This is a genomic window from Arthrobacter sp. A2-55, from assembly GCF_025548615.1.
In the GTDB taxonomy this organism is placed as follows: Bacteria; Actinomycetota; Actinomycetes; order Actinomycetales; family Micrococcaceae; genus Specibacter; species Specibacter silviterrae.
In genome coordinates this window covers 69,151-93,240 of the sequence record NZ_JAJLOZ010000006.1, presented here as the reverse complement: position 1 = coordinate 93,240, position 24,090 = coordinate 69,151, and the positions used below count along the sequence as shown (strand labels likewise).

Sequence of the window (24,090 nt, the reverse complement as noted above, 5' to 3'; positions counted from 1 at the left end):
CCCGGTTTCCCGGGCTGCTTTCCAGAGTTGCCTCGCCGTGGCGGTACATGGGCCTGAGAGATTCCTGGGGAGGGTTTGCTCCTACGGCGCCGCCAAAATTGCTGGGAGGACTCTCCCGCCACGATTTGTTAGGCATATGAAAATGTGGGTGATTCGCAGCACACATTACAGTATTTGTCCTGGCTGGGCAAAACCACGCCGCCCGCGGCGCACCCTGGCCAGGCCCCACTTCGTGCCGCCGGAGACCCGGGTTTGCGCAAAGCCACCCGGCTGCATTACCGTGTGACTCGCGTCACCCAGCATGTTGAAGTGCCCATGATCCGCGGCGGGAGAGTCCTGCCGGTACAGTCAGCAGGCGCCGAAGGAGCAAACCCTCCCCGGGAATCTCTCAGGCCCATGTACCGCCGTGGCAAGGCAACTCTGGAAAGCAGCCCGGGAAACCGGTCTCACCGACGGTGCAAGCGCCCCTGTTCCCTCATGGACGCGGAAACTCTCAGGTCCCAGACAGAGTGGGGAGGAACCCGAAAATACGTGACACTGTGCCACAGAAACGATGGAGTTCCTTTTGACGATTCAACGAACCAAGGCCCCGCTGGCCTCCGCACCGCACCTTGAACGGCAACTCAGCAACCGGCACATCCAGCTCATCGCCATCGGCGGGGCCATCGGAACCGGCCTCTTCATGGGCTCTGGCAAGACCATTTCCGCTGCCGGGCCCTCCGTCATCTTCGTCTACATGATCATTGGCTTCATGCTCTTCTTCGTCATGCGTGCCATGGGCGAGCTGCTGCTGAGCAACCTCAGCTACAAGTCGTTCAGCGATTTCGCGGCGGACCTCCTTGGCCCCTGGGCAGGTTTTTTCACCGGCTGGACCTACTGGTTCTGCTGGGTGATCACCGGAATCGCGGACGTCATTGCCATCGCCGGATATTCGAAGGAACTCTGGCCTGCGCTGCCGCTGTGGATCCCCGGACTTGCAACAGTTGGCATCCTGCTGGTGCTCAACCTCACCACGGTCAAGGCGTTTGGCGAGACCGAATTCTGGTTTGCGCTGATCAAGATCGTAGCCATCGCCGCCCTGATCATTGTGGGCCTGTTCATGATCTTCGGCGGCTTCCGCTCCGAGGCCGGGACGGCCAGCTTCACCAATCTGTGGAGCCACGGCGGGTTTTTCCCGCACGAATTCATGGGCTTCGTTGCCGGATTCCAGATTGCCGTCTTTGCGTTCGTGGGCATTGAATTGGTGGGCACCACAGCCGCCGAGGCAAAGGACCCTGAGAAGAACCTCCCCAAGGCCATCAACTCCATCCCGGTCCGTGTGCTGCTGTTCTATGTGGGCGCCCTGATCATCCTCATGTCGGTCATCCCGTGGACCCAGTTCGCCGCCGGACACAGCCCGTTCATTGCCATGTTCTCGCTGGCCGGCTTGGGTGCAGCCGCGACGGTAGTCAACCTGGTGGTGCTGACGTCCGCGATGTCCTCGGCCAACTCCGGAATTTACTCCACCTCCCGCATGGTCTACGGCCTGGCCCACGAAGGTGACGCCCCGGGCTTCTTTGCCAAGCTCTCCGGCCGAAAGGTGCCCCGCAACGCCCTCTTCCTCTCTTGCGTGCTGCTGCTCTCGGGCGTGGTGCTGATGTACGCCGGGCAGGATGTCGGCAAGGCCTTTGAAATGGTGACCACAGTTTCGGCCGTCTGTTTCATCTTCGTCTGGTCTGTAATCCTTGCCAGCTACCTCGCCTTCCGCCGGCGCCGTCCCGAGATGCACAAGTCATCCACCTTCAAGATGCCGGGCGGCATTCCGATGGTGTTTGCAGTCTTCGCGTTCTTTGCGTTCGTCCTCTGGGCGCTGACCACCCAGGTCGACACCCTCCTGGCCCTGCTGGTCACGCCGATTTGGTTCATCGTCCTGGCAGTGGTGTGGTCCTTCCTGCGCCGGCGCCCGGGCCACCTGCTCCGCTACAAAAAGTTCCAGGATGACATCAAGGGCGAACGCACTGCCGCCGTGGCGGTCATTCCGCAGGCGTAGCGGGCGTTACATTGCGGCCGGGACGGCCGAACCAGCGCTTTAACGCTTGGTCGAGGCCGTCCTGGCCGTTGGCCCCGCCCTGGCCGTCCCCCGCCCACACGATGTGGCCGTCGGGGCGCAGGAGCACGGCTGGCGCGCCAAGTTCCCCGATGGGTCCGGCAATCACATCCACGCGGTTCTCCCAGCCGGCAACCGCGAGCCGGCCGGACTGGTCCAGGAGCAGGCCGTTGCCGGCATGCATCCTTTCGTACAACCGGCCGTGCTCCAGCCCCATGTCCCGCAGCCGCCGCCCGAGCATCCCCTGCCCTTGGCCGACGTCGTACCTCACGGAGATCGCGGTGAGCTTTTCGATCAGGAAGCGGTTGACGTCGTCGAAGTCCATGAGCTCGGAGACCAGCCTGCGGACGGACTGCGGGCCAGGCTCGGTGTCGAGCAGCAGCATGCTGGCCCGCGTCGTCTCCAGCACGTCGGCGGCCACGGGGTGCCGCTCGGTGTGGTAGCTGTCCAGGAGTCCGCCCGGCGCCCAGCCGTTGATCGTTGCGGCCAGCTTCCAGCCCAGGTTGAACGCGTCCTGGACGCCCAGGTTCAGGCCCTGGCCGCCCACGGGCGGGTGGATGTGGGCGGCGTCGCCCGCAAGCATCACCCGCCCCACCCGGTAACGGTCGGCAAGCCGGGTGGCGTCGCCAAAACGGGACAGCCAGCGCGGGGAATGGACACCAAAGTCGGTTCCGGCCACCGCCAGCAGCTGCTGCCTGACCTCGCCAAAATCCGGAGGGGTCCCCCGGTCTTCGGCCACCTGGGCGGCGGGCACCACCACCCGGTAAAGGCCGCCGCCAATGGGGCCCACGCCGAACCGCTTCTGGGTCTTTCGTATGTCACCGACGACGGCGGCGACCTCCTCGGGCGCGGCCGTCACCTCCATCTCGCCCATGAGCGTGTCGACCCGGGACGGTTCTCCGGGAAACCCCACCCCCAGCAGTTTCCGCACGGTGCTGCGGCCGCCGTCGCACCCCACCACGTAGCGGGCGGCCAGCCGGGCGCCGTCCGCCAGTTTCACGTCAACGCGGCCGTCGCCTTCGGCGAGCGCCACCACCTCGCAGCCGCGGCGGATTTCGGCGCCCAGTTCCGCGGCGTGCTCCTCCAGCAGTTGGTCGGTGAGGGGCTGGGGGATACCCAGGACGTAGCCGTGGGCCGTGTCAAGGTTTGCCGGCGCCGGTTTGGAGATGCCGGCGAAGAAGCCGTCCAGCGGGTACTTCTGCCCGCGGGCCAGGAACTTGTCAAGCAGCCCGCGCTGGTCCATTACCTCGATGCTGCGCACGTGCAGGCCCAGCGCCCTGGCGATCCCGGTGGGCTGGGTTTCCCTTTCCAGCACCAGCGTTGAGACGCCGTGCAGCCGCAGCTCCGCCGCCAGCATGGTGCCCGTGGGGCCGGCACCGACAATGATTACGTCGAACACAAGAATCTCCAGACCTGTCAGGGGATGGCCCGCCAGGGGCGTCCCGGCGGCGGCTCCGGAGGGGCCGGCCTATCATTATGCGCCCGCGCTGGGCCCTTGCGGCAAGGCCCCCCTGGGCGGATATCCTGAAGATGGCAGGACACGCGGCCCACTGCCTTTCGGCCAGGCGTACCATCACACCATGGGAACAGTCACCACGTATCTGGCCACCATCGACGGACCCGACCGTGCCGCCTTGGAGCGCGTCTATGCCATGGCACAGGAAATGGTGCCGGAGGCCGAGGAAGGCACCAGCTACGCGATGGCGGCACTCATCTATCGGGGGAAAGGGCTGATTGCCGCCGTGCAGGCCAAGAAGTTCCTGTCCATCTACCCCTACAGTGGCGCGGTCATCGCCGCCAACCTCGAGGCAATCACCGGCTTCGAGACCACCACCGGCAGCATCCACTTCTCCGCCGCCCATCAATTGCCGGATGACGCCCTGAGACGGATCGTCCAGGCACGCCGGGCGGAGATTGACACCAAGGCCCGCTAGGAAACAGCCGCCTTGACCAACTCTTCAACCTTCTTCGCCACCACGGGGCTCCACTCTTTCAGGGCGTAGGACACCGGCCAGATCTCGCCGTCGTCGAGCCTGGCGGCCTCCTGGAATTCAATGGTGGAGTACCGGGTGCCGAACTTGCCGGCGTTCTTGAAGCAGAAGACCACCTTGCCCTCGGCATTTGCATAGGCCGGCATTCCGTACCAGGTCTTCGGCGTAAGCCCCGGGGCGTTCTCGGCAACCGCCACATGCACCCGCTCGGCAATCAGGCGGTCTTCCGGATCCATCTTGGCGATGGCATCCAGCACCGCCTGCAGGCCATCCGCCTTCTTGGCCCCTTGTTTCCCCTCGGCACGCAACTCCGCGGCGCGCTGCTTGATGGCGGCGTGCTCCGCTGCGGAAAACCCGGTGGATTCGGTCTTGGCTGTCGTGCTTGGCATTTTGTGCTCCCAATGGTGGTGGGGCCGCGCTTCCCGCCGCCCTATGGAATGAGGCTATGCCACACCGCCGTCGGGCGCTTCTTCAATCCTGCTCAAACGAAGCACACCGAAACCGGCCCTCAGGCCGTCAGCCCCAGCTGGCTCATGCGCTTGGAGTGCCCGCGGGTGAGGGCCGTCAGGATGGCGTGCACTTCAGCCGCGGCCTCCTCCTGCGTGCCGTCGGGCCGGAGCCCCACCAGGAAGCTGTGCTTGGCGCCGATTCGCTGCACCTGCGTCAGGGCCTCGCCCACCAGGCGCCGCCCCCACAGCGCCAGCCGGGAAGACAGCCTGGGGTCCTCGGCCAGCATCTTTTGCAACAACCCCACCAGCAGGGCGGACTGTTCCTCGCCGGTGCGGGCCTGGGCAATCACGGCACGTGTGTCGGCGTCGAGGTGTTCGGCAATCCTGGCGTAAAAGTCCTCCGTGATGGCATCCACCACATAGGCCTTCATGAGCGATTCATGCCAGTCGGCCGGGCGGGTCCGCGCGTGGAAGGCATCCACGATGAGCTGGAACGGCAGCATGGCCAGTTCCGGGTCCATGCCCATGGCCGAAAGCCGGGCGCACACCATTTCAAAGTGGCCAAACTCCGCCACCGCCATTTTCCCCAGGACGGCCCTGTCCTGCAGGGTTGGCGAATGGCGGGCGTCAGAGGAAAGGTGCTCAAAGGCGGACAGTTCGCCATAGGCAATGCCGCCGAGCAAATCAACCACGAACTTGTCATAGCGGGCGCTTAATTCCCCGGCTGAGATGGCATCGTCGGAGCCGGGGGACGGAATACTCATAGGCCCCAGCTTAACCCGTGCCGCGCCGCCCTTGTGCCTGTGGCCGAATCGTTTACGCTGAAACCGTGCCGTACTCTCACATTGGCGTCAGACAAAGCGCCGCGCAGCAGTCCCTCGCCCAGGCCCTTGACGCCCTGTCGGCGGAGTTCAAGTTGCCGGACGGCTTTGACCCGCAGGTCATGACCGAGGTGGACAAGGTGATTGCGGGCCACCAGCTTCCCACCCCCGACCTGACGGCGCTTCCGTTCATCACCATCGATCCGCCCGCCTCGCAGGACCTCGACCAGGCCATGTTCCTGGAGCGGGAGGGCTGCGGTTACGTGGTGCACTACGCCATTGCCGACGTCCCCTCCTTCGTCCCTGCCGGCGGCCCCCTGGACACCGAGACGCGCCGCCGCGGCCAGACCATCTACACGCCCGGCAACCGCATTCCGCTGCACCCGATCCCCCTGAGCGAGGGCGCGGCCAGCCTGTTTGCCAACGATTCCCGCTCCGCGTTCGTGTGGGAAATCCACCTCGCCGCCGACGGCACCCAGACCACCGCCCAGGTCCGCCGCGCCACCGTCCGCAGCGTGGCCAAGCTTGGCTACGAGCAGGCCCAGCAGATGCTCGACGCCGGGAACGCACCTGCCGCTTATGCCGAAACCTTGGCGCTGTTGGCTGAGATCGGGACGAAGCGCATTGCGCTGGAGCGCGCCCGGGGCGGGGCCAGCCTGAATGTGCCCCAGCAGGAAGTGGAATTTGTGGACGGGCACTACGTGCTGGAATTCCGCCCCGCCCTGCCCATCGAGGACTGGAACGCCCAGATTTCCCTGCTGACGGGCATGGCTGCCGCCCAGGTGATGCTGGCGGGCAAGGTGGGGATACTGCGCACCATGCCGGCGCCGGACGCCGACGCCATCGCAGCGTACCGACTGCAAACTGTTGCGCTGGGCAAGCCGTGGGCCGCCGACATCGCCTACGGGGAGTACCTGCGCACCCTTGACACGGCCGACCCAAAGCAGCTTGCCCTGATGCACGGCGCCAGCACGCTGTTTCGCGGCGCCGGCTACACCCCGTTTAACGGCAGCATCCCGGAAGCCGTGACCCAGGCTGCCGTCGCCGCGCCTTACGCGCACGCCACCGCCCCACTGCGCCGGCTGGTGGACCGCTTTGTGCTGGCCATCTGCGCCGCCCTCTGTGCCGGGGAAGAGGTGCCGGGCTGGGCCGTCGAGGCGCTGGACGCCCTCCCGGAGATCATGTCCGCCTCCAATCAGCTGGCCAGCAAGGTGGACCGCGCAGCCATTGACACCGTCGAAGCGGCGCTCCTGAGCCATCGGGTCGGCGCCGAGTTCGACGCCGTCGTGCTGGCAGGGCCGCGGACCAACGGACACAACACGAAGGCCTCTGCGGCACGCAGCTCCATCCAAATCCAGGACCCGGCCGTCACCGGCTATTGCGAGGGCATCCTGGAGCCCGGCTCCGTGGTCCGCGTCAAGCTCGTGGCGGCGGACATTGCCACCCGCACCATCACCTTTGTTCCGGCAACCGCCGTCCCCACAGCCGTCCCATCGGGCAGTTAATGGGCATGCCGGGCGCCAACACCCCCGTTATGTGCCGGTTCGCGCAAGGGAATTGGGGGTGAGCGGCTAGACTGATGGGGTAGACATGGTTGCCCGGTCGTTGATTGATGTTATTAGTTCAACAAACCCGCCCCTGCGCGCGTCTTTTATGCTCCTCCCGCAACCGCCACTTCCCGGCGGAGGGAGGGCACGTTTTTGTTAGCCCGCGATCGGCTTCCCAAGATTGTGCTGTGCCGCCAGGCTCCGTTGGCCCCCTGAAAGCGCCCGCGTTGAGCCCACGGTCCGGCACCTGTACAGACGAATTGAACGGTAAGCATTTGAGCATTGAGACAGACACCCTGCTGCAGGCTGAAGACAACAGCGAAAACGTTGAAATTGACGGCACCCTCAGCAGCAACGAACCTCCCCGCCAGGAAGACAAGGCAACCTTTGCCAGCTTCGGCGTTCACCCCGACATTGTCCTGTCCCTGACGGACGCGGGCATCACCCACCCCTTCCCCATCCAGGCCATGACCTTGCCCATCGCCCTGGGCGGCCACGACATCATTGGCCAGGCCAAGACGGGAACGGGCAAGACCCTCGGCTTCGGCATCCCGGCACTTCAGCGCGTGGTGGGGCCCAAGGATGACGGCTATGACAAGCTCCCCGTGCCCGGCGCACCGCAGGCCCTGGTCATTGTGCCCACCCGCGAGCTGGCCGTCCAGGTGGCCGGCGACCTGACGACGGCGTCCAAGCACCGCGGCGTGCGCATCGCCACCATCTACGGCGGCCGCGCCTACGAACCCCAGATCGAATCCCTGCAAAAGGGCGTGGAAGTGGTGGTGGGCACCCCCGGGCGCCTGATCGACCTGCTCCGCCAGCGCCACCTGAACCTGAAGAACGTCAAGATCGTCATTCTCGACGAAGCCGACGAAATGCTGGACCTGGGCTTCCTGCCAGACGTGGAAACCCTCATCGCCGGCACCCCGGCCGTGCGCCAGACCATGCTGTTCTCCGCCACCATGCCCGGCCCGGTGGTGGCCATGGCCCGCCGCTACATGACGCAGCCCACCCACATCCGCGCCGCCGACCCCAATGACGAAGGCCTGACCAAGCGCGACATCCGCCAGCTGATCTACCGCTGCCACAATTTGGACAAGATCGAGGTCCTGGCCCGGATCCTGCAGGCCAGGGGCCGCGGCCGCTCCATCATCTTCACCAAGACCAAGCGCACCGCCGCCAAGGTCTCCGAGGAACTGGTGGACCGCGGCTTCGCCGCCGCCGCCATCCACGGGGACCTGGGCCAGGGTGCCCGCGAGCAGGCCCTGCGGGCATTCCGCAACAACAAGGTGGACGTGCTGGTGGCCACCGACGTGGCCGCCCGCGGCATCGACGTGGACGACGTCACACACGTGGTCAACTACCAGTGCGTCGAGGACGAGAAGATCTACCTGCACCGCGTGGGCCGCACGGGCCGTGCCGGCAACAAGGGCACGGCAGTGACGTTTGTGGACTGGGACGACATGCCCCGCTGGGCGCTCATCAACAAGGCGCTGGGCCTGAGCGTGCCCGAGCCCATCGAAACCTACTCCTCCTCCCCGCACCTGTTCACGGACCTGGACATTCCCGCGGGCACCAAGGGCCGCCTGCCGCGCAACATGCGCACGCATGCCGGCATTGAAGCCGAAACCCTTGAGGACCTGGGCGAGACAGGCAAGCGCCACGGGTCCGGTTCGGGCAGCCACGACGGCGGCCACGACGGCGCTCGGGGCGGCAACCGCGGTGGCAACCGCTCCGGTGCCCACCATGGCGAGCGCCGCACGGGTGAGAGGAACGACGGCGGCCGCAGCCGGCGTCGTCCGTCTTCAGAAAGCCCCGCCACCGCTGAGGCCAGCGGCCCTGCGGAAACCGCCGGCGAGGCCGCTCCCCGGGCCCGCCGCACCCGCAGCCGCACCCGCCGCCGCAACGGCGAGGTCGTGGGCGCCCCGGAAACGTCCGGCGAGTAGCGTCCTCGCCCCATGACTGCAACCGCCTGGCAACCGGATGGACTGGGCCCGAACTTGGTGGTCCATGCGGACAATTCCGAGTTTCTGCCCACCCTGCCGGACGGCGCCTTCACCATGATCTACGTGGACCCGCCCTTCAACACGGGGCGGGTGCAGAGCCGCCAGCAAACCACCACGGTGCGCAATGCGGACGGTGGCGGCGACCGCGTGGGCTTTGGCGGGCGCAGTTACGACACCATCAAGGGCGCGCTGCACAGCTACGACGACGCTTTCACCGACTACTGGTCGTTTTTGGAGCCGCGGCTGGCGGAGGCGTGGCGGCTGCTGGCGGAGGACGGCACACTGTACCTGCACCTGGACTACCGCGAGGTGCACTATGCCAAAGTGATGCTGGATGCAATCTTTGGCCGCGAATGCTTCCTGAACGAGATCATTTGGGCCTACGACTACGGCGCGCGGGCCAAGAGCCGCTGGCCGGCCAAGCACGACAACATCCTGGTGTACGTGAAAAACCCGAAGAAGTACCACTTCGACAGCGCCGAGGTGGACCGCGAGCCGTACATGGCGCCGGGGCTGGTGACGGCGGAGAAGCGTGAACGCGGCAAGCTGCCCACCGACGTGTGGTGGCACACCATTGTCTCCCCCACGGGCAAGGAAAAGACGGGCTACCCCACCCAAAAGCCCGAGGGGCTGTTGCGCCGGGCCGTGACGGCCTCCTCCCGCGAGGGCGACTGGGTGCTGGACTTCTTCGCCGGCTCCGGCACGCTCGGCGCGGTGGCGGCGAAGCTGGGGCGCCGTTTTGTGTGCGTGGACCAAAACCCGCAGGCCATCGACATCATGGCGGCGCGCCTGGGGCATGTGGCGACGGTGGTCGGGCGCCCGGCGGCCGAGCCTGTCGAGACGCCGGTGGCCGGGCCTGTCGAGACGCCGGCCCCGCTGTTCGACAGCTAGGGCAGGAAGGCCTTTGCGCCGGTCGCCGTTGCGATGATCCGCTCGAGCACCTCCTGCGCCGTGGTGTTTTCACCCAGCAGGTTCGGCTTCCCGGCGCCGTGGTAGTCCGATGATCCCGTGACCATGAGACCTTCCTCGCGGGCCAGGGCGCGGAGCCACTCGCGGCCCTCGGGAGGATTGTCCCGGTGGTCGACCTCCAAACCCAGCAGGCCGGCGTCGATCATGTCATGGAAGATGTGCGGAGCCACCACCCGGCCCCGGGAGGACGCCACGGGGTGCGCAAAAACGGGCACCCCTCCGGCCGCCCGGACCAGCTGCACGGCCAGGACGGGGTCCGGGGCGTAGTGGCTGACGAAGTAGCGCGAGTGTGAGGTGAGAATGCTGGCGAAGGCTTCATTCCTGTCGGCGGCAATGCCCGCGGCCACCAGGGCGTCGGCAATGTGGGGCCGGCCCACGGTGGCCCCGGGTGCGACATGGGCACTGACGTCGTCCCAGTTCAGGGGGTAGTCCTCGGCCAGCCGCTCCACCATGCGTTCGGCACGGGTCAGCCGGGCGTCCTTGGACTTGGTGATTTCCTCCAGAAGCCCGGGATGGGCCGGATCGTGGAGGTAGCTGAGCAGGTGGACGCTGATGCCCTCCGGCGTCTTGCAGGAAATCTCCATGCCGGGCACCAGCCCCACGCCGAGTTCCCGGGCGGCGGAGAGCGCCTGGGCCCAGCCCGCCGTGGAATCGTGGTCCGTCAGCGCCACAATATCGAGGCGGGCGGCCGACGCCGCGGCCACCAATGCGGCGGGCGGCTGCGTGCCGTCGGAGACGTTGGAATGCGCATGCAGGTCGATCCTCACGCACCAAGCCTACGTCCCTTCCTCCCCGGACGGCGCAGGCGGCCTGCTTTGTGCCCCCGCATGGCCGGTGAGAGACTTAAGGGGTGAACCAGACAGAGCAATCCTCCGTGCACCCCGACCCCTCCAACCAGCAGCCGCTTGAGGAGCGCGTGAACAACCGTTCGCACCGCCCCGACTCCGATGCTTTCCGGTCCTTCATGGCCGCCAACTGGGCCCCGGCCTCCACCGCGCTGCCTGCCCGGGCGGACGTCGCGGACCATGCCGCGCGCCGCCGTCGTGCCATTTCCGTGCAATTCACGGGTGAGCGCCTGGTGATCCCGGCCGGTGCCTTGAAGGTGCGCTCGAATGACTGCGACTACCGTTTCCGCCCGCACTCCGCCTTTGCCCACCTGACGGGGCTGGGCGTGGACCACGAGCCGGATGCCGTGCTGGTCCTGGAGCCGGTGGCCGACGGCGAGGGGGACGACGGCGGCAACCACCGTGCGTCGCTGTACTTCCGCCCGCTGGCCGGTCGGGACACGAAGCAGTTCTACGCCGATTCGCGCAGCGGCGAGTTCTGGATCGGCCCGCGGCCCACCCTGGCCGAGTTCAAGGCCCTGCTGGGCCTTGAGACAGTGGACATTTCCGAGTTGGAGGTGGCCATCACCAAGAACGTGGGCGAGCCGTCCGTGGGCGGCATTTCCGTCCGCCTGGTCCGCAAGGTGGATGAAAACATTGACGCGCTCGTGGACACGGCCCGCTACAACACGGCCAAGGACCCGGACAACATGGACTTCGCGGCCCTCGACGCGCTGGACGCCAAGCTGGCCGAGGCCCTCTCCGAACTGCGCCTCCTCAAGGACCCCTGGGAAATCGAGCAGATGAAGGTGGCCGTCGCCGCAACCGCCGCCGGCTTTGAGGAAATCATCAAGGCGCTGCCCCGTGCAGTGGCCCACCGCCGCGGAGAGCGCGTGGTGGAAGGGGCGTTCTTCGCCCGGGCCCGCGAGGAAGGCAACGAACTCGGCTATGACACCATCGCCGCCGGCGGCAACAACGCCACCATCCTGCACTGGACGCACAACACCGGCACCGTGAATGAGGGCGAAATGCTCCTGGTCGACGCCGGTGTTGAGGCCGACTCCCTCTACACGGCGGACATCACCCGCACCCTGCCCGTCAACGGGAAGTACTCCGAGGTCCAGCGCAAGATCTACCAAGCCGTGCTGGACGCTGCCGACGCCGCCTTCGCCGTGGCCGTTCCGGGACGGAAGTTCCGCGACGTGCACAGCGCCGCCATGGAGGTCCTCGCGGCACGCCTGGAGGACTGGGGGCTGCTGCCGGCCTCCGCCGCCGTCGCGCTCTCACCCGAGGGCCAGCAGCACCGGCGGTGGATGCCGCACGGCACCAGCCACCACCTGGGCCTTGACGTGCACGACTGCGCCCAGGCCCGTGCCGAACTGTACCTGGACGGCACCATCACCGAGGGCATGGTCTTCACGATCGAGCCGGGCCTGTACTTCAAGGACGAGGACCTGGCCATCCCGGCCGAGTACCGCGGCAACGGCGTGCGCATCGAGGACGACATCCTGATCACCGCCAACGGGCCCGTCAACCTCAGCGCTGCCCTCCCCCGCACCCCGGACGACGTTGAGGCCTGGATGGCCCGCCTGTCGGCCTAAGCAGCCATCAAACGGACAAGGCACGAGCAGGGCCCAAGGTACGAACAAGGGGCAAGGTTCGGTCAAGGGGCAATGCACGACGGCGGGAGGTCACCTTCATCAGGTGGCCTCCCGCCGTCGTCCTCAGACCCTCGGTTCCAATCGGGGCGTTTTTCCCAGACCCTCGGTTCCAACCGGGGCGTTTTTCCCCAACGCTCCCGCAGCACGTGAGGGAACGTCCCCTCAAACAACCCGAAAGATGAGGGAGGACCGGCCAAAACACCTCGAAAGGTGAGGGAGCGTCTTATTGGGCGTGGCCGGGTTGCTGCGTCAGTGCTGCCCTGGCACGTCCTTGCCGGGCTCCGTGGGCGCCTGCTGCGGCGCGTCGTCGACGCGGATGCCGTACTGCGGGCGGCCGTCGGGCAGGTCGGGGAACTGGCCGCGGCGGGGTCCGCTCAGCGGAGCCTGGCCGGGGCGCTCGCTGCCTTCGGCCGCGGGGCCCTGCCCCACGGGCTGGTCAACGGGCTGGGCGGGGGCGCCGTAGGGATCGTGCCACCCCTCGGGCCGTGCGGGAGGCTGCTGTCCCGGCTGCTGCGCGGGCGGCTGGGCCGGCGGGCGGTAACCCTGGCCCTGGTAAGGCTTCGCCGCGGTGGAGTTCATCGGCAGTTGGGCGAGGAGGCGGCGCGCATCCATGGCCACGTCGGGGGTGACAATCACGTCGTAGCTGCTGGCCAGGACCTGGTTGGTGGAGGTGAAGTCACGCTTGCCTCGCTGGGCGGCGTAACCGATGATGGCGAACAGCATCCAAAAGGCAGCACCCATCAGCACCGCCGTCATGACATTGAGGTACGGCCCGCCGGACGCGCCGGAATTGCTGTCAAAGAAGGAAAGCATGACGCCAATGAACAGGCCGAACCAGGCACCGGTCATGGCCCCGTTCAGGGCCACCCTGGGGTAGCTGAGCTTGCCCGTAACCCGCTCCACCATCTTCAGGTCATTACCCACAATGGATACATGCTGCACAGGGAATTTTTCGTCAGCGAGGTAGTCAACCGCCTTTTGGGCATCCAAATATGAGATGTAGGAACCGATTGTCTCGCCTGTGGGGACAATGCGGGCCTCATCCATCGGTCGGGTGCGTCCAAAGAGGTTAGCCATATCCCCATTGTTCACCATCATCCTGCAGGTTGGCTGGAGTATCGCTGGCAGTGAAACCCAAGGCCTTGAAAGTTCGGGTAATTCCGGGGCAGGGAAGTAGCCTGTAAGAGTGAGCACACAACCCACGCGCATCTTTGTTGCGCGACTCCTTGGCCTGGACGTCTTTGACCCGCTGGGCGACCGGCTGGGCAAATTGCGCGACGTCGTCGTGCTGGGCCGCGGCCCCGCCCGCACGGCCCCCCACGCCGTCGGCATCGTGGTTGAAGTGCCGGGCAAGAAACGGGTGTTCGTGCCCATGACGCGTCTGACGTCCATGGACCAGTCCCAGATCATCTGCACCGGCCTGGTCAACCTGCGCCGCTTTGAGCAGCGCGGCGCCGAGCAACTGGTGGTGGGCGGCATTTTTGACCGCAGGGTCACGCTGGTGGACGGAAGCGGCGACGCCGTCATTGAGGACATTGCCATGGACCAGCAGCGCAACGGCGACTGGCTGGTCACGAAGCTCTTTGTCCGGCGCGGCAGCAGCACCTCACGGCTGCGCGGGCTGCGCCGCGGGCACACCCTGCTGATCGACTGGGAAGAGGCGCACCCGGAGGACGCCGCCGAGCCTCAGGGCGCCCTCCAATTTGTGGCCACCCATGAGGACTTGAAGCCCGCCGACTTCGCCGACGCCCTGCAGGAAATGAGCGACAAGCGCCGGGTGGAGGTGGCCAGCGAACTCCAGGATGAACGCCTGGCGGACATCATGTCGGAGCTGCCTGAGGAAGACCAGGTCACCCTGCTCTCAGCTCTGGACAACGAACGCGCCGCGGATGTCCTGGAGGAAATGGACCCCGACGACGCAGCCGACCTCCTGGCGGACCTGCCCCAGGCCAAGGCCGAGGAACTGCTGCTGCTCATGGAGCCCGAGGAAGCCAAGGATGTCCGCCGGCTGCTCCAATATGAGGAGGGAACAGCGGGCGCGCTCATGACCCCGGTCCCCGTCATCCTGCCGCCGGAAGCCACGGTTGCGGAGGCGCTGGCCCATGTGCGCAGCGAAGACCTCTCGCCCGCCCTGGCCTCCGCCATTTTCATCTGCCGCCCTCCCCTGGAAACCCCCACGGGACGCTTCCTGGGCCTGGTCCACATCCAGCAACTGCTGCGCAGTGCGCCCCCCGAGCAGCTGGGCACCCTGGTGGACAAGAACCTGGAGCCCGTTTCGGACCACGACACGATCTCGGTGGTCAGCCACACCATGGCCTCGTACAACCTGAATTCGCTTCCGGTGGTCAACAAGGAAGGCCGCCTGGTGGGTGCGGTCACGGTGGATGACCTGTTGGACCACCTGCTGCCGGAAGACTGGCGGACACACGAGGACGGCGCGCCGATCCGCAAGCTAGGAGGACGCATTGGCTGAACGGCACCATTCCAAGGGCGGCGGCCTTGACACGCCCATGGAGCTCAAGTCCCGGCTCCTGCCCAACCTTGCCGGCGACCCCGACCTTTTTGGGCGCTTCGCCGAACGCTTTGCCCGCTACATGGGCACTGCCAACTTCCTGCTGTACATGACCATTTTCGTGGTGGTCTGGATTGCACTGAACGTCATCGGGCTGTTCGGGCTCAAGTGGGACCCATACCCCTTCATCCTGCTCAACCTGTTTTTCTCCACTCAGGCCTCGTACGCGGCCCCGCTGATCCTGCTCGCCCAGAACCGCCAGGATGACAGGGACCGGGTCCAGATTGAACAGGACCGGACCCGCAATGAGCGCAACCTGGCGGACACGGAGTACCTGACCCGCGAGGTGGCGGCGCTGCGCATTTCACTGCGCGAGGTTGCCACGAGGGACTTCATCCGTTCGGAACTGCGCAGCCTCCTCGAGGAGCTCTCCACCCTGTCGGACGACGACGCCCCCGAGCCCAGCGAGCGCCGCGACTCCCGGGCCCAGCACCCCGCCACCACCTCCCTGAAAACCGTTTCCCCCAAGCGCACCACCAACCCCTAAGGCAAGCTCCACATGTCCTCCCCAACACCCGACGCCCTCCAAGCTGCCCTCGCCACGGTCATCGACCCTGAACTGCGCCGGCCCATCACGGAGCTGGGCATGGTGGAGTCCGTGGAGGCGTCCGACGGCGGCCGGGTACACGCCGTCGTCCGCCTCACCATCGCAGGCTGCCCACTGCGCGGCACCATCACCAAGGACGCCACGGCGGCCCTGATGAGGCTCGACGGCGTCACGGACGTCTCCGTGGACCTCACCGTCATGACGGCGGAGCAGCGTGTGGAGCTCAAGGAAAGGCTGAAGGGCTCCACGCCGGAGCGCGGCATCCCGTTCAACGCCGAATCCTCCCTGACCAGGGTTTACGCGGTGGCCAGCGGCAAGGGCGGCGTCGGCAAGTCGAGCGTCACGGTGAATCTGGCGTGCGCCCTGGCGGCCAAGGGCCTGCGGGTGGGCATTGTGGATGCGGACATTTACGGTTTCTCCGTCCCGGCACTGATGGGTATCACGCAGGCGCCCACGCGGGTGGACGAAATGATCCTGCCACCAGTGGCCCACGATGTGAAGGTCATCTCGATCGGCATGTTTGTCACCGGCAACCAGCCCGTGGCGTGGCGCGGCCCCATGCTGCACCGGGCTTTGGAGCAGTTCCTGACGGACGTGTATTTTGGCGACCTCGACGCCTTGTTCCTTGACCTGCCCCCGGGCACGGGTGACGTTGCCATTTCCGTGGCGCAGCTGCTGCCCAAGGCGGAGATCCTGGTGGTGACCACCCCCCAGGTGGCCGCGGCCGATGTGGCGGAGCGGGCCGGCGCGATTGCCGTTCAGACCGGGCAGAAGGTGGCCGGCGTCATTGAAAACATGTCGTTCCTGACGCTGCCGGACGGCAGCACCATGGAACTCTTTGGCTCCGGCGGCGGCCAGGTCCTGGCCAAGCGGCTGAGCCAGACGGTCAACTCAAATGTGGAGCTGCTGGGGCAGATTCCCCTGGATGTGGCCTTGCGGGAGGGCGGGGACATTGGCGCCCCGATTGTGCTGGCCAATCCGGAGTCGCCCGCTGCGGCGGCCCTGCTGGGCATTGCCGACAAGCTGGCCGTCCGCCCGCGCGGATTGTCCGGGCTGCACCTGGGCGTCACCCCGCGCTGACACCGACGCGAACACCCGACGCGAACACCGACGCTCGGTTGCAATCGGGGCACTTTTGGGCAACGCTCCCTCAGCTGCTGCGGGAGCGTTTGCGAAAACACCCCCGATTGCAACCGAGCGTCGAAAGGGTTAGGTGGCCTCGACGTCGAAGGGGGCCCTTTGGCCTTCGGCGAGGCGTTCAATCTCGGGCGCCGCAGGAGTGGCTGCCTCAATGGCGTTTTCGTTGCTGTCCTTGCCCATCATTGAGGCAATGGCGGCGCCGGGGGCGGCTTTCAGGGAGTTCAGTGCCGCAACGTCGTCGTCGTCCATGAGCGCTTCGCGAATGATGCGCCGGGGATCGTATTGGCGGGGGTCCAGCTTCTTCCAGTCGATGTCATCAATATCCAGCCCGGACTCTTCCTTGATGGTTTCGCGCGCGCCGGAAGCCATCTTGCGCACCTCGCGGATGAGGTTCTTGAGCATCTCCACATAGCCGGGGAGCCGCTTGGGGCCGATCACCAGGACTGCCACAATGACAATCACGATCAGCTCAGGGGTATTGATACCAAACACGTTAGGAAGATTACCCTCTCAAGGCTAAAAGCAACGATTCCGCAGGGGCAATGGTCCAGATTCTGGCCGTTGTCGCGGTCTGGCCCGCTGAATCGAATGCTACAGGGCGGCTGATGCGCCCACAATCCGGGGCAGGGACAGCCGGGGCTTCTTGGGCCCGCGCCCGTCGCGGCTGCGGGCGGGGTCCCGGTCTGCCAGCGATTCGCGCAACATCGCACGCCCGCGGTGGATCCGGGAACGGACGGTCCCCAGCTTGATGTCCAGCGTGTGGGCCACCTCGTCGTAGGACAGGCCCTCCATGTCGCACAGGACCACGGCGGCCCGGAAATCCGGCGGCAAGGCCTCCAGGGCGGCGGCAATGTCGACGTCGAGGTTGTTGAATTCAAAGGTGCGTTCCGGGCCGGGGTCCGAACCCGCAAGCCGGGACTCGGCGTCGTCCGCCAGCGGGTCAAAGCGGATCCGCTGCTTGCGGCGTGCCTGGTCAAGGAAAAGATTGGTGGTGATGCGGTGCAGCCAGCCGTCCAGGGTGCCCGGCTTGAAGTTGGCGAGGGCGCGGAAAGCCCGGACAAAAACCTCCTGGGTGAGGTCCTCGGCGTCGTATTTGTTGCCTGTCAGCCGGTAGGCCAGGCGGAAGACCTTGGCGGAATGGTTGGTGACCACCTCATCCCACGACGGCGCAACCCAGTCCTGCACGGACCGCGGGGGCATGGCGTCGGAATCCGCGGTGATGGCTGCGGAGCTGGCGGCGGAACTCATGGCGGCACCTCGTCTCTTGCGGCTCCCGGCCGGACGGCTTGTGGCCCCGGACCGGCCCGGGCATGTCATCCCCGGGTCCCAACATTGTGCCAAGGAAAGCTGACATTTTGCTGGGCAATCGGGTAAATTCAGCCCACGGCGCAGGCAGTAGGCTAGAGGAAATCATTGCGACAGTTTAGGAACCGGCACCCATGAGCGCTGACAAGTCCACCAGTTGGTCATATGCGGAAGGCCTTCCCGTGGAGGATGACGTCCTCCGCCGGGCCCGTGAGCGCTCCCACGAGCTGGGCCTGTTCCCCGTCAGCCATGGCGTTGCGGCCGCCCTGACCGTCCTGGCGGCGGCTTCGAAGGCGCAGACCGCAGTGGAGGTGGGTACCGGGGCCGGGGTCTCAGGGGTTGCCCTGCTGCGAGGTCTGGGTCCGACGGCGGTGCTGACCACCATTGATCCCGACGTTGACCACCTCCGCGCCGCCCGCGAGGCGTTCATTGAGTCCGGTTCCCGCGCCAACCGCACGCGCACCATCTCCGGGCGCGGGCAGGACGTGCTGCCGCGCCTCACGGATGCCGCCTACGACCTGGTGTTCATCGATGCCGACAAGCCCAGCTTCCCGGACTATGTGGAGCAGGGCATCAGGCTGCTGAAATCCGGCGGGCTGCTGGTCATCAACGACGCCCTGGACAAGGACAGGGTTTCCGATCCTGCCATCCGCGAAGCCAGCACCGTGGTGCTGCGCCGGGTGGGCAAGGTGATCCGGGACAACGACTCCCTCATGTCGGCCATGCTGCCCACGGGGGACGGCCTGCTGCTCGCCGTCAAGCGCTGAGCGGCGCCGTCAAGCGCTGAACGCAGCCAAGCGCTGAGCGCGGCCCCATGCGGCTTAAACGCCAAGCGGGACAGCAGCAGCTGCCCCGCAGGTACATCAGCGGTGGAAATGGAGGTGCTTGCTACTCAGTCACGCCCACCAGGCAGTCCTTGAGACTGCTTGCCTCGTCGGCATTCATTTCCACCACAAGCCGGCCGCCGCCTTCAAGCGGGAGCCGCAAGATCAGGCTGCGCCCCTCCTTGGTCACTTCCATTGGACCGTCGCCGGTTCTGGGTTTCATGGCCGCCATCAGGACTTCCCCTTTTCATAGTACGAACCCACACGGTATGTGGGCTTTCCCCACATGAGGATTCGTGTTGTATCCCTCACAATCCATTATTCCGCACTTGGGCCACCGGGTGCTAATCGGGGGCTCCCGCCGGCACCTGAGGACACACCCCGCACGCACCCGTCACGGCGGCCACGCCTGCCCGGTACTGACGGCGGAGAACTGCCACAGCCACACCACCCATACAATCTGCAGCAGCGTAAACATGACCACCACGGCCCACCGGTAGGCCCTGTCGGCCGAAAGGAAGGCCGCGGCAAGCGCCAGCGGGAACAGCGGGAGCATCATCCGGAAGGTGCTCGACTGCGGGTCCAGCACAGCGAACAGGTACGCCATGTACAGGGCGCACCACAGGCGCAGCTCCGTGCCCATCCGCCGCACCGACTGCGAGCCAAGGTACAGTGCAGCAACAACCATCAACAACACGGGCAGCAGCGGACCAAAGAACGGCCCTGCCAGCTGGACTCCGGCGTCGAACCAGGGCTTGAACAGGACCAGGCCGGTGCCGCGCCAGGCCGTTTCGGTGTCCGTATAAGCGGTGCGCTCCCCCGTCGCAACCCAGGCAATGCCCATCCAGGCAAACGCCATAACCGCGCTGGCCGCAAACAGAACAATTCCCCCTGCCGCTGACCGGCCCCCCAACGGCTCGCTCCGCCGCTTGCGCCACCGCAGGAGCAGGTGAATGCCGACGACGGCGGCAAACGGCACCCCGGCCGGCCGCGAAAGGCACATGAGCACCATGACGGGAACGGCCGCCCAGTACCGGCGCCGGACCAGCAGCAACAGGGACGCAGCCAGCAGGAAGGTGCTCAGCGACTCGGCATACCCCACCTGCAAAATGGGCGAGATGGGAAAGGTGGCAAAGAAGGCGGTGCCCCACAAGGCCGTGCCCGGGGGTGCGGCGTGGGCAACCACCGCGAACAGGCGGTAGATCACCAGCGCGGCCGCCAGCCCGGCCAGCCCGGCCACCAGCGGCGCCACCTCCGCCCACGGCAGGCCCGTGACGGCGTTGAACCCGCGGGCCAGCAGTGGAAACAGCGGGTAAAACGCCCATTGGTTGGGCTGTGCCGTCCCGTTGGGGTTGCGGGGAATGGTGTCCGGGTAGCCGCCGTTGAAGATGCGTTCGTACCAGCCTGCGTCCCAGCGGTTGATGAACGTGAGGTAGTCGGGCCGGGCCCCGCTCCACGGCGATTCGCCCGCATGGTAGGCCGCCACGGCCAGGATGATGAAGGAGACCCCGCGTGCACCGAGGTACACCAAAACCACCTTGAGCCACCACGGCGCCGTCCGGAGGGCGCCGCGCACAGGAACCACAACGGGGGCCAGCCAGGACGCCAGCACCGTGCCAGCCCAGCCGGACTTTTCCACACTGGACGGGAGCCGGGCCGGCGGCCTCACACCGGGTCCGCGGCCAGGGTCTCCGCCACCCAGCAGCCGGGCTGGTGGTCGTTCGCCAGCCCCACAGCCTGCATCATGGCGTAGGCGGTGGTGGGCCCGACGAAGGCAAATCCGCGCTTCTTCAGCTCCTTTGCAAGGGCCGTGGATTCGGCTGTTTTCGCCGGCACGGGGCTCCCGGCGGGGCGCGGCGCGGGGGCGTGCCCGTGCAGCAGCGAGCCCAGCGTCACGCCGTCGGGCAGTGCCAGGATGGCCTTGGCGTTGCCGATCGTGGCGTTGATTTTCATCAGGTTCCGGACAATCCCGGCATTGGCCATCAGCCGGTCTACGTCCGCGGGGCCGAAGCGGGCCACGGCGGCGGGCTCAAAGTTGGCGAACGCCTCCCGGAACGACTCACGCTTGCGCAGGATGGTGATCCAGCTCAGCCCGGACTGGAACGCCTCAAGGCTCAGCCGCTCAAAAAGCTCCCGCTCCCCCGCCACGGGACGGCCCCACTCTTCATCATGGTAGCGCTGGTAGAGCAGGTCCGATTCAATCCCGGCCCAGGCGCAGCGGGGTTTTCCATCGGAACCGACGACGACGTTTTCCATGCTTTAGCCTTCCCCGTCCGGTTGGGTGCCGCTCACGTCCGGTGACGGCGCAGCGTCGTCCGGGCCCCCGGCCGCCAGGGCGGCCTCAAGCTCTGCGATGCGGCTGTCCTTGGCGGCCAACTCATCACGCAGGCGGTCCAGCACCTCGTCGACCTGGTCCATGCGGTAGCCGCGCAGGCCCAGGGCAAAACGGAGCCTGTCAATGTCGGCGGGCACGGCCCCTGCGGGGAGCAGCACGGGAGGGAGCCCGTCCACGGGGGCGGCCAGGCCGTCGTCGTACACGGCGCCGGCCGGCTTTTTCAGGCCAACCACATACATCGCCACCGCGGCGGCCAGCATGACGGCCAGGAAAATCAGGAAGTAGCTCACCCCACCAATGGTGCCAGATGATCGGCTCAGCCGGCGGCGACCTTGTTCCCGGCCTCGCCTGCCATGACCAGGGCCACCGCCTCCTCGGGGGTGTCGGCCAGGGCGATGATGTCCAGGTCCCCGGGAGAAACCAGCCCCTGCTCCACCATGGTGTCCTTGATCCAGGCCACCAGCGGGCTCCAGAACGCGGAGTCAACCAGGACAATGGGGAACTGCGTGACCTTGCTGGTCTGCACCAGCACCATGGCCTCAAAAAGTTCATCGAGCGTGCCGAGCCCGCCGGGGAGCACCACGAAGCCCTGTGCGTACTTGACGAACATGGTCTTGCGGGCGAAGAAGTAGCGGAAGTCCACGCCGAGTCCCACCCACTGGTTCATGCCCTGCTCAAAAGGCAGTTCAATGCCCAGGCCGATCGAGAGGCCGTCGGCCTCGAAGGCACCTTTGTTGGCGGCCTCCATGGAGCCGGGCCCGCCGCCGGTGATGACGGCCACGCCTGCTTCCACCAGCCGCCGGCCCACCTCAACGCCCATCTCATAGTGCCGGGTGCCGGGCTTGGTGCGGGCGGAGCCAAACACGCTGATGGCGGGGCCAATTTCGGCGAGGGAGTCAAAGCCCTGCACAAACTCGCTTTGGATCCGCATGACCCGCCACGGGTCCGTGTGCGTGAAGTCGCTGCTGGGCGGGGTGTCCAGGAGGCGGGAGTCGGCAGTTGACCCCACGGCCGCGCCTTTCCGCCAGCTGCCGAAACGCGGCTTTTTGGAACGGAGGGGGCTGCTGGAACCGGTGGGTGCACTCATGCCTCCAAGCGTACGTGAAAGCGGCCCCAAGCATTCCAGCAGAGGTATCGAACACGCAACGATCGGTGGCGAATCGTGAAACTCATTTACCGTAAGTGGAAATGTTCGATAGATTCGCTTCATGACTATTCCCGTACAGGCAACTGCCCTCGTGGAGCTCAAGGCCGTCAACAAGCACTACGGCCCCCTCCACGTGTTGCAGGACATCAACTTGCAGGTCAAAAAGGGTGAGGTGGTGGTGGTCATCGGGCCTTCGGGCTCCGGCAAGTCCACGCTGTGCCGCACCATCAACCGCCTCGAGACCATTGATGACGGCTCCATCACCATTGAAGGTGCCGAGCTGCCCAAGGAAGGCAAGGGGCTCGCAGCGTTGCGCGCCGACGTCGGCATGGTCTTCCAGTCCTTCAACCTGTTCGCCCACAAGACCATCCTGGAAAACGTCACGCTTGGCCCCATCAAGGTCAAGGGCGCTTCCAAGGCCGACGCCGACAAGCAGGCACTTGCGCTGCTGGAACGTGTTGGCGTGGGCCACCAGGCTGCCAAGCTGCCGGCCCAGCTCTCCGGCGGGCAGCAGCAGCGCGTGGCCATTGCCCGCGCGCTGGCCATGAAGCCGAAGGTCATGCTCTTTGATGAGCCCACCAGCGCCCTGGACCCCGAAATGATCAATGAGGTCCTGGACGTCATGGTGGAACTGGCCAAGGAGGGCATGACCATGGTGGTGGTCACGCATGAGATGGGATTTGCCCGGAAGGCTGCAGACAGGGTTGTCTTCATGGCCGACGGACAGATCGTGGAGGAAGCCACCCCGGATGAATTCTTCACCAACCCGCAGAGCGACCGCGCCAAGGACTTCCTCTCGAAGATCCTGACCAACGGCTGACCAGCCGCTGGCAAGCCGAATTTTCAGTCCCATCCGTTGAGTCCCATCACGCTCAAATTTTTTCACCCGCACCGGCGGCCGCACAGGCCGTTTATGAAAGGAAACCATGAAGAACTTCTTTAGCCGAAAGAGCCTCAGTGTTGCGGCGATCGTCGCTGCCGCAGGCCTGGCACTGTCCGGTTGCGGCGGGGGTGGCACCGCAGGGGGCGGTTCCTCCGACGCGGCAGGGCCCGCCTTTGACGTCGCCAAGACCGTTGCCCTGACCGGCAGCCCCACGTACGACAAGGTCAAGTCCGCCGGCGCCATCCGCATCGGTGTCAAGGAAGACCAGCCCGGCCTGGGCTACCTCGACGCCGCTACGGGCGAGCGCACCGGCTTTGACATCGAGATTGCCACCTGGATGGCGGCTTCCCTGGGCATTGCCAAGGACAAGATCCAGTTCAAGGCCATCCCGTCCGCCAACCGTGAAACGGCCCTCGCCAACGGCGACGTGGACCTCTACGTGGGCACCTACTCCATCACGGACAAGCGCAAGAAGATCGTGGACTTCGCCGGCCCCTACTTCATCACGGGCCAGGGCCTGTTGGTGCAGAAGGCGAACACCACCATCAACAGCGAGAAGGACCTGGACGGCAAGAAGGTTTGCTCGGCCACGGGTTCCACGCCCATCCAAAACATCCGCCAAAACTTCCCGAAGGCCATTCCCGTCGAATTCGACCTCTACTCGAAATGTGTGGAGAACCTCAAGAACGGTTCTGTGGACGCGGTGACGACCGACCAGGCCATCCTGTTGGGCTTCGCTTCGTCTCAGGATGGTCTCAAGGTAGTGGGCCAGCCGTTCACTGTTGAAAAGTACGGGGTCGGCCTGGCCAAGGGCGACACCGCGCTGCGCACCTTCCTGAACAAGACCCTGACCGACGGCGGCGCCACGTGGACCAAGATCTACAAGGACACGCTGGGCAAGTCGGGCACCACGGTGGAACAGCCGAAGGTCGACCAGTACTAACAGTCCAACGCCGCAGGTGGTGTGCCGGCATTGGGGACCGGCA

The 24,090-nt window shown here is 66.2% G+C and carries 24 protein-coding genes and 2 riboswitches; of the genes, 12 read left to right on the top strand and 12 right to left on the bottom strand.

The genetic code is table 11. The features are described from left to right. Positions 1-31: 31 nt before the first annotated feature. A riboswitch (glycine riboswitch) is annotated at positions 32-128 on the bottom strand. A 188-nt stretch (positions 129-316) separates the two neighbouring features. Then, positions 317-414: riboswitch (glycine riboswitch) on the top strand. A 151-nt stretch (positions 415-565) separates the two neighbouring features. Next, positions 566-2,029 carry an amino acid permease gene (locus LPN03_RS03475; RefSeq protein WP_240901699.1) on the top strand — a complete coding sequence of 488 codons (1,464 nt, stop codon included), beginning with the start codon at positions 566-568 and terminating at the stop codon, positions 2,027-2,029. On the opposite strand, the gene rox is transcribed toward LPN03_RS03475, so the two are convergent. Further along, the gene (rox, locus tag LPN03_RS03470; protein WP_262453146.1) at positions 2,013-3,485 is read right to left on the bottom strand and encodes a rifampin monooxygenase; all 1,473 of its coding nucleotides are present in this window, start codon (positions 3,483-3,485) and stop codon (positions 2,013-2,015) included. The two genes, LPN03_RS03475 and rox, sit on opposite strands and share 17 nt — an antisense overlap. Before the next feature lie 181 nt (positions 3,486-3,666). On the opposite strand from rox, the gene LPN03_RS03465 reads away from it, so the two are divergent. Continuing rightward, complete coding sequence (locus LPN03_RS03465) at positions 3,667-4,020, top strand: iron chaperone (protein ID WP_262453145.1); 354 nt, start codon at positions 3,667-3,669, stop codon at positions 4,018-4,020. Here LPN03_RS03465 and LPN03_RS03460 read toward each other — a convergent pair. Both LPN03_RS03460 and LPN03_RS03455 read right to left on the bottom strand, forming a co-directional pair. Further along, positions 4,017-4,466, bottom strand: coding sequence for an iron chaperone (locus tag LPN03_RS03460; RefSeq protein ID WP_262453144.1), 450 nt, complete (start codon positions 4,464-4,466; stop codon positions 4,017-4,019). The genes LPN03_RS03465 and LPN03_RS03460 overlap by 4 nt on opposite strands. A 119-nt stretch (positions 4,467-4,585) precedes the next feature. Beyond that, positions 4,586-5,290: a ferritin-like fold-containing protein gene (locus LPN03_RS03455; RefSeq protein ID WP_165180945.1), complete on the bottom strand. Its 705-nt coding sequence runs from the start codon at positions 5,288-5,290 to the stop codon at positions 4,586-4,588. A gap of 65 nt (positions 5,291-5,355) precedes the next feature. Here LPN03_RS03455 and LPN03_RS03450 point away from each other — a divergent pair, with 65 nt between their 5' ends. From LPN03_RS03450 to LPN03_RS03440, 3 genes are all read left to right on the top strand, one after another. After that, positions 5,356-6,852 carry an RNB domain-containing ribonuclease gene (locus LPN03_RS03450; protein WP_262453143.1) on the top strand — a complete coding sequence of 499 codons (1,497 nt, stop codon included), beginning with the start codon at positions 5,356-5,358 and terminating at the stop codon, positions 6,850-6,852. Between the two features lie 323 nt (positions 6,853-7,175). Next, on the top strand, positions 7,176-8,837 hold the full coding sequence (locus LPN03_RS03445) for a DEAD/DEAH box helicase (RefSeq protein WP_410468552.1): 1,662 nt from the start codon (positions 7,176-7,178) through the stop codon (positions 8,835-8,837). 12 nt (positions 8,838-8,849) lie between these two features. Further along, the gene (locus LPN03_RS03440) at positions 8,850-9,788 is read left to right on the top strand and encodes a DNA-methyltransferase (RefSeq protein WP_262453141.1); all 939 of its coding nucleotides are present in this window, start codon (positions 8,850-8,852) and stop codon (positions 9,786-9,788) included. Here LPN03_RS03440 and LPN03_RS03435 read toward each other — a convergent pair. Continuing rightward, entirely contained in the window at positions 9,785-10,633 is an 849-nt protein-coding gene (locus LPN03_RS03435; RefSeq protein ID WP_262453140.1) for a PHP domain-containing protein, read from the bottom strand. The two genes, LPN03_RS03440 and LPN03_RS03435, sit on opposite strands and share 4 nt — an antisense overlap. An 83-nt stretch (positions 10,634-10,716) precedes the next feature. On the opposite strand from LPN03_RS03435, the gene LPN03_RS03430 reads away from it, so the two are divergent. Continuing rightward, a complete protein-coding gene (locus LPN03_RS03430) occupies positions 10,717-12,291 on the top strand; it encodes an aminopeptidase P family protein (protein ID WP_262453139.1) in 1,575 nt (524 codons plus the stop codon). Positions 12,292-12,600: 309 nt separating this feature from the next. Here LPN03_RS03430 and LPN03_RS03425 read toward each other — a convergent pair whose 3' ends face one another. Then, positions 12,601-13,428, bottom strand: a complete 828-nt coding sequence (locus LPN03_RS03425; RefSeq protein ID WP_262453138.1) for a general stress protein — start codon at positions 13,426-13,428, stop codon at positions 12,601-12,603. 109 nt (positions 13,429-13,537) lie between these two features. On the opposite strand from LPN03_RS03425, the gene LPN03_RS03420 reads away from it, so the two are divergent. The 3 genes from LPN03_RS03420 to LPN03_RS03410 are packed head-to-tail and all read left to right on the top strand — an operon-like array spanning position 13,538 to position 16,550. Continuing rightward, positions 13,538-14,824: a magnesium transporter MgtE N-terminal domain-containing protein gene (locus LPN03_RS03420; RefSeq protein WP_165180950.1), complete on the top strand. Its 1,287-nt coding sequence runs from the start codon at positions 13,538-13,540 to the stop codon at positions 14,822-14,824. Further along, on the top strand, positions 14,817-15,410 hold the full coding sequence (locus LPN03_RS03415; protein ID WP_370875207.1) for a DUF1003 domain-containing protein: 594 nt from the start codon (positions 14,817-14,819) through the stop codon (positions 15,408-15,410). Before LPN03_RS03420 ends, LPN03_RS03415 begins: the two co-directional genes overlap by 8 nt. A 12-nt stretch (positions 15,411-15,422) precedes the next feature. Next, complete coding sequence (locus tag LPN03_RS03410; protein WP_262453137.1) at positions 15,423-16,550, top strand: Mrp/NBP35 family ATP-binding protein; 1,128 nt, start codon at positions 15,423-15,425, stop codon at positions 16,548-16,550. A gap of 129 nt (positions 16,551-16,679) precedes the next feature. Here the strand turns inward: LPN03_RS03410 and LPN03_RS03405 are convergent, their stop codons facing one another. Together LPN03_RS03405 and sigE are read right to left on the bottom strand one after the other, a co-directional pair. Continuing rightward, entirely contained in the window at positions 16,680-17,102 is a 423-nt protein-coding gene (locus LPN03_RS03405) for a twin-arginine translocase TatA/TatE family subunit (protein ID WP_262453136.1), read from the bottom strand. Between the two features lie 99 nt (positions 17,103-17,201). Beyond that, positions 17,202-17,858, bottom strand: a complete 657-nt coding sequence (sigE, locus tag LPN03_RS03400) for an RNA polymerase sigma factor SigE (RefSeq protein WP_262453135.1) — start codon at positions 17,856-17,858, stop codon at positions 17,202-17,204. 191 nt (positions 17,859-18,049) lie between these two features. Between sigE and LPN03_RS03395 the strand changes: the two genes are divergently transcribed. After that, complete coding sequence (locus LPN03_RS03395; RefSeq protein WP_262453134.1) at positions 18,050-18,682, top strand: O-methyltransferase; 633 nt, start codon at positions 18,050-18,052, stop codon at positions 18,680-18,682. Positions 18,683-18,803: 121 nt separating this feature from the next. Here LPN03_RS03395 and LPN03_RS03390 read toward each other — a convergent pair whose 3' ends face one another. From LPN03_RS03390 to LPN03_RS03370, 5 genes are all read right to left on the bottom strand, one after another. Next, the gene (locus LPN03_RS03390; protein WP_165180955.1) at positions 18,804-18,971 is read right to left on the bottom strand and encodes a DUF3117 domain-containing protein; all 168 of its coding nucleotides are present in this window, start codon (positions 18,969-18,971) and stop codon (positions 18,804-18,806) included. 162 nt (positions 18,972-19,133) lie between these two features. Beyond that, positions 19,134-20,408: a hypothetical protein gene (locus tag LPN03_RS03385; protein ID WP_262453133.1), complete on the bottom strand. Its 1,275-nt coding sequence runs from the start codon at positions 20,406-20,408 to the stop codon at positions 19,134-19,136. Then, entirely contained in the window at positions 20,405-20,995 is a 591-nt protein-coding gene (locus LPN03_RS03380; protein ID WP_262453132.1) for a DNA-3-methyladenine glycosylase I, read from the bottom strand. The genes LPN03_RS03385 and LPN03_RS03380 overlap by 4 nt, the downstream gene beginning before the upstream one ends. A gap of 3 nt (positions 20,996-20,998) precedes the next feature. Further along, entirely contained in the window at positions 20,999-21,364 is a 366-nt protein-coding gene (locus LPN03_RS03375) for a DivIVA domain-containing protein (protein WP_262453131.1), read from the bottom strand. A gap of 26 nt (positions 21,365-21,390) precedes the next feature. Next, positions 21,391-22,161 (bottom strand): TIGR00730 family Rossman fold protein, encoded by a 771-nt coding sequence (locus LPN03_RS03370; protein WP_165180957.1) that lies wholly within the window; start codon positions 22,159-22,161, stop codon positions 21,391-21,393. 121 nt (positions 22,162-22,282) lie between these two features. Between LPN03_RS03370 and LPN03_RS03365 the strand changes: the two genes are divergently transcribed. Further along, a complete protein-coding gene (locus LPN03_RS03365; protein WP_165180958.1) occupies positions 22,283-23,041 on the top strand; it encodes an amino acid ABC transporter ATP-binding protein in 759 nt (252 codons plus the stop codon). A gap of 106 nt (positions 23,042-23,147) precedes the next feature. Next, complete coding sequence (locus LPN03_RS03360; protein ID WP_165180959.1) at positions 23,148-24,047, top strand: glutamate ABC transporter substrate-binding protein; 900 nt, start codon at positions 23,148-23,150, stop codon at positions 24,045-24,047. The last annotated feature ends 43 nt before the right edge of the window (positions 24,048-24,090 follow it).

Bases quoted from the DNA above. Each gene is read 5' to 3' on its own strand.
- LPN03_RS03360 (WP_165180959.1), top strand. From the start codon at position 23,148: ATGAAGAACTTCTTTAGCCGAAAGAGCCTCAGTGTTGCGGCGATCGTC.
- sigE (WP_262453135.1), bottom strand. From the start codon at position 17,858: ATGAGTTCCGCCGCCAGCTCCGCAGCCATCACCGCGGATTCCGACGCC.
- LPN03_RS03390 (WP_165180955.1), bottom strand. From the start codon at position 18,971: ATGGCGGCCATGAAACCCAGAACCGGCGACGGTCCAATGGAAGTGACC.
- LPN03_RS03380 (WP_262453132.1), bottom strand. From the start codon at position 20,995: ATGGAAAACGTCGTCGTCGGTTCCGATGGAAAACCCCGCTGCGCCTGG.
- LPN03_RS03460 (WP_262453144.1), bottom strand. From the start codon at position 4,466: ATGCCAAGCACGACAGCCAAGACCGAATCCACCGGGTTTTCCGCAGCG.
- LPN03_RS03370 (WP_165180957.1), bottom strand. From the start codon at position 22,161: ATGAGTGCACCCACCGGTTCCAGCAGCCCCCTCCGTTCCAAAAAGCCG.
- LPN03_RS03395 (WP_262453134.1), top strand. From the start codon at position 18,050: ATGAGCGCTGACAAGTCCACCAGTTGGTCATATGCGGAAGGCCTTCCC.
- LPN03_RS03425 (WP_262453138.1), bottom strand. From the start codon at position 13,428: ATGGCTAACCTCTTTGGACGCACCCGACCGATGGATGAGGCCCGCATT.
- LPN03_RS03465 (WP_262453145.1), top strand. From the start codon at position 3,667: ATGGGAACAGTCACCACGTATCTGGCCACCATCGACGGACCCGACCGT.
- LPN03_RS03440 (WP_262453141.1), top strand. From the start codon at position 8,850: ATGACTGCAACCGCCTGGCAACCGGATGGACTGGGCCCGAACTTGGTG.
- LPN03_RS03410 (WP_262453137.1), top strand. From the start codon at position 15,423: ATGTCCTCCCCAACACCCGACGCCCTCCAAGCTGCCCTCGCCACGGTC.
- LPN03_RS03365 (WP_165180958.1), top strand. From the start codon at position 22,283: ATGACTATTCCCGTACAGGCAACTGCCCTCGTGGAGCTCAAGGCCGTC.
- LPN03_RS03455 (WP_165180945.1), bottom strand. From the start codon at position 5,290: ATGAGTATTCCGTCCCCCGGCTCCGACGATGCCATCTCAGCCGGGGAA.